This is a genomic window from Pseudomonas sp. microsymbiont 2 (genome assembly GCF_054788395.1).
Map to the genome: position 1 here is coordinate 20,797 of NZ_CM139112.1, position 12,210 is coordinate 33,006.

The 12,210-nt window shown below is 65.5% G+C and carries 12 protein-coding genes; 9 read left to right on the plus strand and 3 right to left on the minus strand.

The window, feature by feature from the left end; all coding sequences use genetic code 11:
* The first annotated feature begins 24 nt into the window (after positions 1-24).
* Genes spoT through ACYUME_RS00125 form a run of 3 tightly spaced genes read left to right on the plus strand, consistent with a single transcriptional unit; the run spans position 25 to position 3,322 of the window.
* Complete coding sequence (gene spoT / locus ACYUME_RS00115; protein WP_279884878.1) at positions 25-2,133, plus strand: bifunctional GTP diphosphokinase/guanosine-3',5'-bis pyrophosphate 3'-pyrophosphohydrolase; 2,109 nt, start codon at positions 25-27, stop codon at positions 2,131-2,133.
* Between the two features lie 23 nt (positions 2,134-2,156).
* Entirely contained in the window at positions 2,157-2,537 is a 381-nt protein-coding gene (locus tag ACYUME_RS00120) for a RidA family protein (RefSeq protein WP_028689951.1), read from the plus strand.
* 59 nt (positions 2,538-2,596) lie between these two features.
* Positions 2,597-3,322 carry a hypothetical protein gene (locus ACYUME_RS00125; protein ID WP_460419458.1) on the plus strand — a complete coding sequence of 242 codons (726 nt, stop codon included), beginning with the start codon at positions 2,597-2,599 and terminating at the stop codon, positions 3,320-3,322.
* Between the two features lie 157 nt (positions 3,323-3,479).
* Here ACYUME_RS00125 and ACYUME_RS00130 read toward each other — a convergent pair whose 3' ends face one another.
* Positions 3,480-4,337 carry an SDR family oxidoreductase gene (locus ACYUME_RS00130; protein ID WP_460417636.1) on the minus strand — a complete coding sequence of 286 codons (858 nt, stop codon included), beginning with the start codon at positions 4,335-4,337 and terminating at the stop codon, positions 3,480-3,482.
* A gap of 191 nt (positions 4,338-4,528) precedes the next feature.
* On the opposite strand from ACYUME_RS00130, the gene exbB reads away from it, so the two are divergent.
* The 6 genes from exbB (at position 4,529) to ACYUME_RS00160 (ending at position 11,264) form a co-directional block, all read left to right on the plus strand.
* Positions 4,529-5,515: a tonB-system energizer ExbB gene (gene exbB, locus ACYUME_RS00135; RefSeq protein ID WP_460417638.1), complete on the plus strand. Its 987-nt coding sequence runs from the start codon at positions 4,529-4,531 to the stop codon at positions 5,513-5,515.
* Between the two features lie 3 nt (positions 5,516-5,518).
* A complete protein-coding gene (gene exbD / locus ACYUME_RS00140; protein WP_186653025.1) occupies positions 5,519-5,947 on the plus strand; it encodes a TonB system transport protein ExbD in 429 nt (142 codons plus the stop codon).
* On the plus strand, positions 5,944-6,678 hold the full coding sequence (locus tag ACYUME_RS00145; protein WP_279888516.1) for an energy transducer TonB: 735 nt from the start codon (positions 5,944-5,946) through the stop codon (positions 6,676-6,678). The genes exbD and ACYUME_RS00145 overlap by 4 nt, the downstream gene beginning before the upstream one ends.
* 94 nt (positions 6,679-6,772) lie before the next feature.
* The gene (locus ACYUME_RS00150) at positions 6,773-7,699 is read left to right on the plus strand and encodes a hydrogen peroxide-inducible genes activator (RefSeq protein ID WP_279808996.1); all 927 of its coding nucleotides are present in this window, start codon (positions 6,773-6,775) and stop codon (positions 7,697-7,699) included.
* A 4-nt stretch (positions 7,700-7,703) separates the two neighbouring features.
* Positions 7,704-9,782, plus strand: a complete 2,079-nt coding sequence (recG, locus tag ACYUME_RS00155; RefSeq protein ID WP_279888517.1) for an ATP-dependent DNA helicase RecG — start codon at positions 7,704-7,706, stop codon at positions 9,780-9,782.
* 78 nt (positions 9,783-9,860) lie between these two features.
* Positions 9,861-11,264, plus strand: coding sequence for an aminoacyl-tRNA deacylase and HDOD domain-containing protein (locus ACYUME_RS00160; protein ID WP_279888518.1), 1,404 nt, complete (start codon positions 9,861-9,863; stop codon positions 11,262-11,264).
* Between the two features lie 114 nt (positions 11,265-11,378).
* Here the strand turns inward: ACYUME_RS00160 and ACYUME_RS00165 are convergent, their stop codons facing one another.
* A complete protein-coding gene (locus ACYUME_RS00165; RefSeq protein WP_279888519.1) occupies positions 11,379-11,753 on the minus strand; it encodes a helicase in 375 nt (124 codons plus the stop codon).
* A gap of 134 nt (positions 11,754-11,887) precedes the next feature.
* Positions 11,888-12,184 carry an HU family DNA-binding protein gene (locus ACYUME_RS00170; protein ID WP_460417641.1) on the minus strand — a complete coding sequence of 99 codons (297 nt, stop codon included), beginning with the start codon at positions 12,182-12,184 and terminating at the stop codon, positions 11,888-11,890.
* Positions 12,185-12,210: the final 26 nt, after the last annotated feature.

Consider the following 12,210-nt stretch of genomic DNA (forward strand, 5'->3'; position numbering starts at 1 on the left):
TCTTCTTCCGCAAGAGGTGAAACCATGCCGGGTATAGAAGCCCTCGCCGAACGGCTGTCGACCTATCTGGGCCCCGAACAGGTCAACCTGGTTCGCCGGGCCTACTTCTACGCCGAGCAGGCCCACGATGGCCAGCGCCGCCGCAGCGGCGAGCCCTACGTGACCCATCCGCTGGCGGTCGCCAGCATCCTCGCCGACATGCACATGGACCATCAGAGCCTGATGGCGGCCATGCTGCACGACGTGATCGAAGACACCGGCATCGCCAAGGAAGCCTTGAGCCAGCAGTTCGGCGAGACCGTCGCCGAGCTGGTCGACGGGGTCAGCAAGCTGACCCAGATGAACTTCGAGACCAAGGCCGAGGCGCAGGCCGAGAACTTCCAGAAAATGGCCATGGCCATGGCCCGCGACATCCGCGTGATCCTGGTCAAGCTGGCCGACCGCCTGCACAACATGCGCACCCTCGAAGTGCTGTCCGGCGAAAAGCGCCGGCGCATCGCCAAGGAAACCCTCGAGATCTACGCGCCCATCGCCAACCGCCTGGGCATGCACACCGTGCGCGTGGAGTTCGAGGACCTCGGCTTCAAGGCCATGCACCCGATGCGCTCGTCGCTGATCCACCGAGCGGTGAAGGCCGCGCGCGGCAACCGCAAGGAAATCGTCGCCAAGATCGAAACCTCGCTGGCCAACTGCCTGGCCGCCGACGGTATCGAGGGCGAGGTCAGTGGCCGGCAGAAACACCTCTATGGCATCTACAAGAAGATGCGCGGCAAGCGCCGCGCCTTCACCGAGATCATGGACGTGTACGCCTTCCGCATCATCGTCGACAAGGTCGACACCTGCTACCGCGTGCTCGGCGCCGTGCACAACCTGTACAAGCCACTGCCGGGGCGGTTCAAGGACTACATCGCGATCCCCAAGGCCAACGGCTACCAGTCGTTGCACACCACGCTGTTCGGCATGCACGGCGTGCCCATCGAGATCCAGATCCGCACCCGCGAGATGGAAGAGATGGCCAACAACGGCATCGCCGCGCACTGGCTGTACAAGTCCAACGAGCAAGAGCAGCCCAAGGGCAGCCACGCCCGCGCCCGCCAGTGGGTCAAGGGTATCCTCGAACTGCAGCAGCGTGCCGGCAACTCGCTGGAATTCATCGAGAGCGTGAAGATCGACCTGTTCCCGGACGAGGTCTACGTCTTCACCCCCAAAGGCCGGATCATGGAGCTGCCCAAGGGCTCCACCGCCGTCGACTTCGCCTATGCGGTGCACACCGATGTCGGCAACAGCTGCATCGCCTGCCGCATCAACCGCCGCCTGGCGCCGCTGTCCGAGCCACTGCAGAGCGGCTCCACCGTCGAGATCGTCAGCGCCCCGGGCGCGCGCCCCAACCCGGCCTGGCTCAACTTCGTGGTCACCGGCAAGGCACGCACGCACATTCGCCACGCCCTCAAGCAGCAACGCCGCTCCGAGTCCATCAGCCTTGGCGAACGCCTGCTGAACAAGGTGCTGACCGGCTTCGACAGCAGCCTGGAGAAGATCCCCCAGGAGCGCATCCAGTCGATTCTTGCCGAGTACCGCCTGGAGCTGGTCGAAGACCTGCTCGAAGACATCGGCCTGGGCAATCGCATGGCCTACGTGGTCGCCCGACGCCTGCTGTCCGCCGAAGGCGAACAGCTGCCGGCGCCGGAAGGCCCGCTGGCGATCCGCGGCACCGAAGGCCTGGTGCTCAGCTATGCCAAGTGCTGCACCCCGATCCCAGGCGATCCGATCGTCGGCCACCTGTCGGCAGGCAAGGGCATGGTCGTGCACCTGGAAGACTGCCGCAACATCAGCGAAATCCGGCATAACCCCGAGAAGTGCCTGCAACTCTCCTGGGCCAAGGACATCACCGGCGAGTTCAACGTCGAACTGCGCGTCGAACTGGAGCACCAGCGCGGCCTGATCGCCCTTTTGGCGAGCAGCGTCAATGCCGCCGACGGCAACATCGAAAAAATCAGCATGGACGAACGCGACGGCCGTATCAGCGTGGTCCAACTGGTGGTCAGCGTGCGCGACCGCGTGCACCTGGCCCGCGTGATCAAGAAACTGCGCACCTTGACCGGCGTGGTCCGCATCACCCGGACGCGTGCGTAGTCCGCCAACCGCAAGGAGTCATCATGAGCAAGACCGTCATCACCAGCGACAAGGCCCCTGCCGCCATCGGCACCTACTCGCAAGCGATCAAGGCTGGCAACACCGTATACATGTCGGGCCAGATCCCGCTCGACCCGAAGACCATGGAACTGGTCGAGGGCTTCGAAGCCCAGACCGTCCAGGTGTTCGAGAACCTGAAGTCGGTCGCTGAAGCCGCTGGCGGTTCGTTCAAGGACATCGTCAAGCTGAACATCTTCCTCACCGACCTGAGCCACTTCGCCAAGGTCAACGAGATCATGGGCCGCTACTTCGAGCAGCCTTACCCGGCCCGCGCCGCCATCGGCGTGGCCGCGCTGCCGAAGGGCGCCCAGGTCGAAATGGACGCCATCCTGGTCCTCGAGTGATGCCCCCGGTGACGGGCGCCACGCCCGTCACCACCCTCTCCTGCCCCAAGGTCCCCACCATGCGCCACGCATTGCCTCTCGCGCTGGCAGCCCTGCTCCTGGGCGGCTGCGCCAGCCACAAACCCGAAGACTTCAACGGCACCTGGATCAACCAGGCCGCCATCGACGCCGCCGTCAAAGGCACCAGCCTGCGCCAGGCCCTCGACGCCAAGGGCCCGGTGTTCGAATGGAAGATCGACGTCAAGAACCAGCAGGCCAGCTTCAGCAATGGCTTCGAGGCTGCCGACGGGCGCCTGAGCGCCAACGAGAAGGACTGGCAGGTCAGCTTCGAAGGTGGCCTGGTCGAACAGCTCAAGCTCGACGGCGATGAGTTGCTGGCGACCACCCCGTCCGGTCACCAGCAAACCTTCGTGCGCAGCGAAGGCCCCCAGAACACGCCGCTGGGAGGCAGCTTCGAGAAAGCGCTGTACCAGCAATACCTGGGCGGCGACTGGAAGATCGTCGAAGGCCAGGGCAAGGGCGCCGTCGTGCGCTTCAGCGACACTGGCAACATCACCGGCCTGCCTGGGCCGGACCGCTTCGCCCTGTGCCTGGCCGGCGATTGCGCGACCATGGGCGAGGGCAACGACAGCCTGTGGCTGGAGCGCAACCAGCGCGGCGCGCCGTGGATCTTCAAGCGTGACGGCGACACGCTGGAAATCTTCCAGGCTGTGAACCGGGCCAAGCCGGATGAAATGCCGGAACTGGCCGCCGGCGCGCGGCAGTGGGTGCTGGAGAAAGACTGAAGCACGCACACGACCCCTGTAGGAGCGGCCTTGTGTCGCGAAAGGGCTGCGAAGCAGCCCCAGGATCTCAGCGTCGAGGCAGAAGTTGCCGGGGCCGCTTTGCGGCCCTTTCGCGACACAAGGCCGCTCCTACAAGGGGCGCATCAAGCCTTGAAGGTTAGATTTTTCCCTCGAGAATGGCCGCATACCCCTCTTTATAGCTCGGGTACTGCGGCACCCACCCCAACGCCCGTGCCCGCGCATTGCTACAGCGCTTGCTGCCGGTACGCCGCACCCGCTGCTCGTCCGACCACTGGGTGACCCCCAGGTACTCGCGCAACCAGGCCACCACCTCGACCAACGGCGCCGGATCGTCATCGACGCCCAGATAGCAGTCATCCAGCGCCACGCCCCGGGCATCGGCCTGCAGCAGGTGAGCGAGCAGGCTGGCGGCATCCTCGGCATGGATGCGGTTGCCATACAGCGGCGGCTCTTCGGCCACGCGATAGCCCTGGCGCACCTGGCTCAGCAGCCACTCGCGCCCCGGACCATAGATGCCGGTCAGGCGCACGATGCTGGCCGGGATCCCGCTCTGCAATGCCAGGCGCTCGGCCTCCAGCATCACCCGGCCGGAATAGCCCTCGGGCTCGGTGGCCGCCGTTTCGTCGATCCACTCCCCGTCCTGCTGCGCATGAACACTGCTGCTGGATACGAACACCAGGCGTCGCGGCCGCTGCCCTTTCGCCGCCAGCCATCCCAGCACATGGCGCAAACCTTCGACGTAGGCCGCCTGGTAGCCGGCTTCATCGTGCTGGCTGGCCGCCACGCAATACACCAGGTAATCAGGCCCCTGCCCAGGCCAGGCGCTCGGCATCTGCGGCTCGGACAGATCGGCGGCGATCGGCTGAACGCCCTGGGGAAGCTGATCCACCGAACGGCGAAGGCCACCGACCTGCCAGCCCTTGGCCAGCAACTGACGCGCCAGACGCCCTCCCACATCGCCACAACCTACGATCAATGCGCTGATGTCCGACATCACGAAACTCCAAATCCAAAGGGGCAGGCTAGCCGGATTACGCGATCAACGGCTAGACAAAGGTTAAAAAAACCAATCTCATTACTTCTGTTAACAAGAATTACTTGCAATAATGGCGGCCTTGTCTGTTCTCGGCCTGCTTCGAGGCCTTGGAGAACTCAACCCATTTCTCTTCATCAGGTCCGGCCAGCATGACACGTACTCAACCTTTCGCTTCGCCAACCCCGTCGCGCGCCTGGCGCGCCATCGCCGCGCTGATGTTCAGCCTGGTGCTGGCCCCGGCGGCCATGGCCGATGAGCCGACCACCGCCGCAGCGGCCCCTGCAGCCGCCAGCGCGCCAGCCGCGCCGACTGGCGAAGGCCAGGCGCCGGTAGCCGCGCCGATCGGGGCCCCGGTCGAGGCAAGCGCGCCAGCCGAAGGCCAGGCGCCGGTCGACGAGAACGTGCAGCCGCTGGTCGAAGACACCTCGCTGGGCATGGCCCACGACCTGTCCCCATGGGGCATGTACAAGAACGCCGACGTGGTGGTGAAGGCCGTGATGATCGGCCTGGTCATCGCCTCGATCATCACCTGGACCATCTGGATCGCCAAAGGCTTCGAGCTGATGGGCGCCAAGCGCCGCCTGCGTGGTGAAATCGCTGCCCTGAAGCGCTCCGTAAGCCTGAAGGAAGCCAGCGAGCTGGCGAACAAGGAAGGCACCCTGGCCCACACCCTGGTGCACGACGCCCTCGAGGAGATGCGCTTGTCGGCCAACGCCCGCGAGAAGGAAGGCATCAAGGAGCGCGTCAGCTTCCGCCTGGAGCGCCTGGTGGCCGCCAGTGGCCGCACCATGAGCAGCGGCACCGGCGTGCTGGCCACCATCGGTTCCACCGCGCCGTTCGTCGGCCTGTTCGGTACCGTGTGGGGCATCATGAACAGCTTCATCGGTATCGCCAAGACCCAGACCACCAACCTGGCCGTGGTCGCCCCGGGCATCGCCGAGGCCCTGCTGGCCACCGCCCTGGGCCTGGTCGCCGCGATTCCGGCAGTGGTCATCTACAACGTCTTCGCCCGCTCCATCGCTGGCTACAAGGCCCAGGTCTCCGACGCTTCCGCGCAGGTGCTGCTGCTGGTCAGCCGTGACCTGGACCATCAGGGTGGCGAGCGCGCCGCCCCGCACATGGTGAAAGTGGGGTAAGCCATGGGCCTGCATCTCAACGAAGGTGGCGACGACCTCGCCGAGAACCACGAAATCAACGTCACGCCGTTCATCGACGTGATGCTGGTGCTGCTGATCATCTTCATGGTCGCGGCCCCCCTGGCCACGGTCGACATCAAGGTCGACCTGCCCGCCTCGACCGCCAAGCCGGCGCCGAGGCCCGAGAAGCCGGTGTTCGTCAGCGTCAAGGCCGACAAGAAGCTGTACGTCGGCGATGACCAAGTGGCCCAGCCCGACCAGCTTGGCACGATGCTCGACGCCAAGACCAAGGGCGACAAGGAAACCACCATCTTCTTCCAGGCTGACAAGGGCGTCGACTACGGCGACCTGATGGAAGTGATGAACACCATGCGTGCCGCCGGTTACCTGAAGGTCGGCCTGGTCGGACTCGAGACGGCAGCCAAGAAATGACGAAAACGCGCTCAAACATGGCGCGCTACGGTGGCAGCCTGGCGATCGTGCTGGGTGTGCACGCGGTCGCCGTGCTGCTGACGCTCAACTGGTCGGTGCCCCAGGCCCTCGAGCTGCCCCCGGCAGCGATGATGGTCGAGCTGGCACCGCTGCCCGAGCCCGCGCCGCCACCACCGCCAAAGGCCGCACCCAAGCCACCGGCACCGGTCGAGGAGCCGCCCCTGCCCAAGCTGGCGGAGGCACCGAAGCCGAAGATCGCCATCGCCAAGCCGCCCAAGCCCAAGGCCAAGCCGCAGCCGCCCAAGCCCGAGAAGAAGCCTGAGCCGCCGAAGGACGAGCCACCGGCCAAGGAAGATGTCGCGGACACGCCGCCCAGCAACTCGCCACCGCAGAAGTCGGCGGCGCCACAGCCGAGCATCGCGTCCAACAGCAATGCCCTGCCGAGCTGGCAGAGCGACCTGCTGCGCCACCTGGCCAAGTACAAGAAGTACCCTGAGGACGCTCGTCGTCGCGGGCTGCAGGGCATCAACCGCCTGCGCTTCGTGGTCGACGCCGAAGGCAAGGTGATCTCGTACTCGCTGGCCGGTGGTTCCGGCAGCGCGGCGCTGGACCGCGCCACGATGGAGATGATCCGTCGTGCCGGCACGGTACCGAAGCCGCCGGCGGAGTTGCTGAACAACGGCACGATCGAGGTCGTCGCCCCGTTCGTCTACTCGCTGGACCGACGCTGACGTTTTTGTTTCTGTCACAAAACGGCAAGTCTGATAACGTGCGTCTATCGATTGCAGCCGCTATGCTGGGGCCGCAACTTCATGGACGCACGTTATGACCCTCACCGAACTTCGCTATATCGTCACCCTCGCGCAAGAGCAGCACTTCGGCCACGCCGCCGAGCGTTGCCATGTCAGCCAGCCGACCTTGTCGGTGGGCGTCAAGAAGCTCGAGGACGAACTCGGCGTGCTGATCTTCGAGCGCAGCAAGAGCGCGGTGCGCCTGACCCCGGTCGGTGAAAGCATCGTCGCCCAGGCGCAGAAGGTGCTGGAGCAGGCCCAGGGCATTCGCGAACTGGCCCAGGCCGGCAAGAACCAACTGACCGCCCCGCTCAAGGTCGGCGCCATCTATACCGTCGGCCCCTACCTGTTCCCGCACCTGATCCCGCAGCTGCACCGCGTGGCGCCGCAGATGCCGCTGTACATCGAAGAGAACTTCACCCACGTGCTGCGCGAGAAGCTGCGCAACGGCGAGCTGGACGCGGTGATCATCGCCCTGCCGTTCAACGAGGCCGACGTGCTGACCCTGCCGCTGTACGACGAGCCGTTCTGCGCGCTGATGCCGGCCGACCACCCGTGGACCGCCAAGGACACCATCGACACCGCCATGCTCAACGACAAGAGCCTGCTGCTGCTCGGTGAAGGCCACTGCTTCCGCGACCAGGTGCTCGAGGCGTGCCCGACCCTGAACAAGGGCAGCGAAGGCTCCAAGCACACCACGGTCGAGTCCAGCTCGCTGGAGACCATCCGCCACATGGTCGCCTCCGGCCTGGGCGTGTCGATCCTGCCGCTGTCGGCCGTGCACAGCCACCACTACGCACCAGGGGTCATCGAAGTCCGTCCGCTGACCGCGCCCGCACCGTTCCGCACCGTGGCCATCGCCTGGCGCGCCAGCTTCCCGCGGCCCAAGGCCATCGAGATCCTCGCCGACTCGATTCGCCTCTGCTCGGTGGCCAAGCCGCCGGTGGAACAACCGGCCTGAACCCATGACCGAGCTGTCGAACGTCCCGGTCACCACGCTCAAGGGCGTAGGCGACGCCATGGCGGAAAAACTCGCCAAGGTCGGCCTGGAGAACCTGCAGGACCTGCTGTTCCACCTGCCGCTGCGCTACCAGGACCGCACCCGCGTGGTGCCCATCGGTCAGCTGCGGCCAGGCCAGGACGCGGTGATCGAGGGCGTGGTCAGCGGGGCCGACGTGACCATGGGCAAGCGCCGCAGCCTGGTGGTGCGCCTGGGTGACGGCAGCGGCACGCTGAGCCTGCGCTTCTACCATTTCAGCAATGCGCAGAAGGAAGGCCTCAAGCGTGGCACCCACCTGCGCTGCTATGGTGAAGCCCGCCCCGGCGCCTCGGGGCTGGAGATCTACCACCCGGAATACCGGGCGCTGAATGGCGAGGAAGCACCGCCACCGGTCGAACAGACGCTGACACCGATCTACCCGACCACTGAAGGCCTGACCCAGCAGCGCCTGCGCCTGCTGTGCCAGCAGAGCCTCGGCCTGCTCGGCCCGCGCAGCCTGCCCGACTGGCTGCCCGACGAACTGGCCCGCGACTACCAGCTGGCGCCGCTGAGCGACGCCATCCGCTACCTGCACAACCCACCGGCCGATGCCGACCTCGACGAGCTCGCCGAAGGCCATCACTGGGCCCAGCACCGCCTGGCCTTCGAAGAGCTCCTGACCCACCAGTTGTCGCAGCAGCGCCTGCGCGAAAGCCAACGTGCCCTGCGCGCGCCAGTACTGCCCAAGGCCACGCGCTTGCCGGCGCAGTACCTGGCCAACCTCGGCTTCAGCCCGACCGGCGCCCAACAGCGGGTCGGCAACGAAATTGCCTACGATCTCAGCCAGCACGAGCCGATGATGCGCCTGGTGCAGGGCGACGTGGGCGCCGGCAAGACGGTGGTCGCCGCCCTGGCGGCGCTGCAGGCACTGGAAGCCGGCTACCAGGTGGCGCTGATGGCGCCCACCGAGATCCTTGCCGAACAGCATTTCATTACCTTCAAGCGCTGGCTGGAACCGCTGGGCATCGAAGTCGCCTGGCTGGCCGGCAAGCTCAAGGGCAAGGCCCGCGCCAGCGCCCTGGAGCAGATCGCCAATGGCGCGCCCATGGTGGTAGGCACCCACGCGCTGTTCCAGGACGAGGTGCAGTTCAAGCACCTGGCCCTGGCGATCATCGACGAACAACACCGTTTCGGCGTGCAGCAGCGCCTGGCCCTGCGCAAGAAGGGCGTCATGGGCCAGCTGTGCCCGCACCAGCTGATCATGACCGCCACGCCGATCCCGCGCACCCTGGCCATGAGCGCCTATGCCGACCTGGACACCTCGATCCTCGACGAGCTGCCACCCGGGCGCACCCCGGTGAACACCGTTCTGGTCGCCGATAGCCGCCGTTTCGAAGTGGTCGAGCGGGTCCGCGCCGCCTGTGCCGAAGGCCGCCAGGCCTATTGGGTTTGCACCCTGATCGAGGAGTCCGAGGAGCTGACCTGCCAGGCTGCCGAAAGCACCTTCGAGGAGCTGGGCAGTGCCTTGGGCGAGTTGCGTGTAGGCCTGATCCACGGGCGCATGAAGCCCGCCGAAAAGGCCGCGGTGATGGCCGAATTCAAGGCCGGCGACCTGCAGTTGCTAGTCGCAACCACGGTGATCGAAGTCGGCGTGGACGTGCCCAACGCCAGCCTGATGATCATCGAGAACCCCGAGCGCCTGGGCCTGGCCCAGCTGCACCAGCTGCGTGGCCGGGTCGGCCGGGGCAGCGCGGCGAGCCACTGCGTGCTGCTCTACCACCCGCCGCTGTCACAGATCGGCCGCGAACGCCTGGGCATCATGCGGGAAACCAACGACGGATTCGTCATAGCAGAGAAGGACCTGGAGTTGCGTGGCCCCGGCGAGATGCTCGGGACCCGCCAGACTGGCCTGCTACAGTTCAAGGTCGCCGACCTGATGCGTGACGCCGACCTGCTGCCGGCCGTGCGCGACGCCGCCCAGGCCCTGCTGGCACGCTGGCCCGATCACGTCAGCCCGTTGCTCGACCGCTGGCTGCGCCACGGCCAGCAATATGGCCAGGTGTGACGCCCGTCCCATAATGGATCCAGCTTGAGTGTCAGGCTGGTTATACTTCGCGTTTAGAGAAATTTTTGGATACAGACCATGACTGAAGTTGCCTTGGATACCGCAACCCCACACGCACCGTCTGTCATCCGGCTGTTGCTCGACAAACTCGGCGTCAGCTATCGCGAAGTGCCCGAACATCCGGCCCTGCCTGCCGCCACCATCGTGCGGGCGGTGCTGCTCGACGACGAGATCGGCGCGCTAATGGTGCTGTTTCCACAGAGCCAGCTGCTGGACCTCAAGCGCCTCGAAGAGCTGACCGGTCGCAAGCTCACCGCCGTGCCGCTGGCACGCCTGAGGCAGATGCTCGACAAGCACCACCTCAAGACCCTGCCCGCCATCCCGGCCCTGACCAGTTCGCCGTGCCAGTACGAAAAGAGCTTGCTCGACAACGAGGTCGTGCTGATCCAGTCCGGCGAGGCGGGCCTGCTGCTGGAGATCGGCCGGACCGCGTTCAAGAAGATGCTCGCCAAGGCCAGCGCCAGCAGCTTCGGCCAGGAGGTCAAGGACATTCGGCCGAACCTCGACCGCCCGGGTGACGACCCACACGAAATCACCAAAGCGGTGCAGGCGTTCACCGCCCGGCGCATCCAGAAGCGCCTCGAAGAGACCATCGAGATCCCACCACTGGCCGACACCGCGCAGAAGATCATCAAGCTGCGGGTCGATCCCAACGCCAGCATCGACGACATCACCGGCGTGGTGGAGACCGACCCGGCCCTGGCCGCGCAGGTGGTCAGCTGGGCTGCCTCCCCGTACTACGCCTCGCCCGGCAAGATTCGCTCGGTGGAGGACGCCATCGTCCGTGTGCTGGGCTTCGACCTGGTGATCAACCTGGCCCTCGGTCTGGCTCTGGGCAAGACCCTGAGCCTGCCCAAGGACCACCCGCAGCAAGCCACCCCTTACTGGCAGCAGTCGATCTACACCGCCGCAGTGATCGAGGGCCTGACCCGCGCCATGCCGCGCGCCGAGCGCCCGGAAGCGGGCCTGACCTACCTGGCCGGCCTGCTGCACAACTTCGGCTACCTGCTGCTGGCCCACGTCTTCCCGCCGCATTTCTCGCTGATCTGCCGCCATCTGGAGGTCAACCCGCACCTGTGCCACAGCTATGTGGAACAGCACCTGCTGGGGATCAGCCGCGAACAGATCGGTGCCTGGCTGATGAAGCTGTGGGACATGCCCGATGAACTGTCCACGGCCCTGCGTTTCCAGCACGATCCGGCGTACGACGGCGAGTATGCAGCCTTCCCGAACCTGGTCTGCCTGGCGATTCGCCTGCTGCGCTCGCGGGGCATAGGCTCGGGGCCACAGGACGAGATTCCCGAGGCCCTGCTCGATCGCCTGGGGCTGACCCGGGACAAGGCCGAAGAGGTGGTGAACAAGGTGCTGGAGGCCGAGGCCCTGCTACGCGAGCTGGCGTCGCAGTTCCACACGCCGCATTGATGTAGCCGGACCTCTGCCCTGTGGGGGCGGGTTTACCCGCGAATACCGTGGTGAATCCGCCGCCCTATTCGCGGGTAAACCCGCTCCCACAGGTGCTTTGTTCCGTGTTGTATATCAACCCTTTTTCTTCGGCTTCAGGTACTTCATCAAGCCCTGGAACCAGATCACCAGCGCCGGATTGCCCTTGATCTGGATGTTCTTCTCCTGAATCCCCTGCATGAACGCCAGCTGCTTGTTGCCGGCCTGCAGCGTGGCGAAGCCGTAGGCGGCGTCCTTGAAGGCGATGGCGAAGGCCGGCTGCGGGTGCAGGCCGCCCTTGCTGCTGATGCGCAGGTCCTTGACGATGAAGTGCCGGGCGACCTTGCCATCGAGTGTCTGCATCTGGAAGACCAGGTCCTTGTCCTGCAGCTGCTGCTGGAACGCCGGGCTGTTGCGGCTGGCCTTGGCCATCAGCAGGCCCATGGCCCAGAGAAGAAAGCGAAACTTCATCAACGCGCCTCGAGTGAAAAGTGACTGAGTCGCGCAGTTTATCCGCTTATCGCCCTTTTTATGCAAGTTCGCCGCTTTTTCTCAACACAAACACAACGGGCGCCCTCAAGGCGCCCGTCGCGGTGAGCTGTCGATCACTTTTTCTTGGTGGGTTTGGCCGGGGTGTTGACGCTGTCGCGCAGGTTCTTGCCTGGCTTGAAGGCGACGGTATTGCTGGCTTTGATCTTCACCGGCTGGCCAGTCTGCGGGTTCTTGCCGGTGCGGGCGCCACGGTGGCGTTTTTCGAAGGTGCCGAAACCGACCAGGGTAACGGTGTCCTTGTTGAGCGCGCCGGTGATGCTGTCGAGAATCGCGTTGAGGACCTGGTTGGCCTTTTCCTTGGTCAGATCGGCCTTTTCGGCGATGACGGCGGCGAGTTCTGGTTTACGCATAGTGAAGCCTCTTTGACGGGATTTCT

What these genes read in the sequence shown, in the direction of transcription:
- spoT (WP_279884878.1), top strand. Translation starts at nt 25, where the DNA reads ATGCCGGGTATAGAAGCCCTCGCCGAACGGCTGTCGACCTATCTGGGC.
- ACYUME_RS00120 (WP_028689951.1), top strand. Translation starts at nt 2,157, where the DNA reads ATGAGCAAGACCGTCATCACCAGCGACAAGGCCCCTGCCGCCATCGGC.
- ACYUME_RS00125 (WP_460419458.1), top strand. Translation starts at nt 2,597, where the DNA reads ATGCGCCACGCATTGCCTCTCGCGCTGGCAGCCCTGCTCCTGGGCGGC.
- ACYUME_RS00130 (WP_460417636.1), bottom strand. Translation starts at nt 4,337, where the DNA reads ATGTCGGACATCAGCGCATTGATCGTAGGTTGTGGCGATGTGGGAGGG.
- exbB (WP_460417638.1), top strand. Translation starts at nt 4,529, where the DNA reads ATGACACGTACTCAACCTTTCGCTTCGCCAACCCCGTCGCGCGCCTGG.
- exbD (WP_186653025.1), top strand. Translation starts at nt 5,519, where the DNA reads ATGGGCCTGCATCTCAACGAAGGTGGCGACGACCTCGCCGAGAACCAC.
- ACYUME_RS00145 (WP_279888516.1), top strand. Translation starts at nt 5,944, where the DNA reads ATGACGAAAACGCGCTCAAACATGGCGCGCTACGGTGGCAGCCTGGCG.
- ACYUME_RS00150 (WP_279808996.1), top strand. Translation starts at nt 6,773, where the DNA reads ATGACCCTCACCGAACTTCGCTATATCGTCACCCTCGCGCAAGAGCAG.
- recG (WP_279888517.1), top strand. Translation starts at nt 7,704, where the DNA reads ATGACCGAGCTGTCGAACGTCCCGGTCACCACGCTCAAGGGCGTAGGC.
- ACYUME_RS00160 (WP_279888518.1), top strand. Translation starts at nt 9,861, where the DNA reads ATGACTGAAGTTGCCTTGGATACCGCAACCCCACACGCACCGTCTGTC.
- ACYUME_RS00165 (WP_279888519.1), bottom strand. Translation starts at nt 11,753, where the DNA reads ATGAAGTTTCGCTTTCTTCTCTGGGCCATGGGCCTGCTGATGGCCAAG.
- ACYUME_RS00170 (WP_460417641.1), bottom strand. Translation starts at nt 12,184, where the DNA reads ATGCGTAAACCAGAACTCGCCGCCGTCATCGCCGAAAAGGCCGATCTG.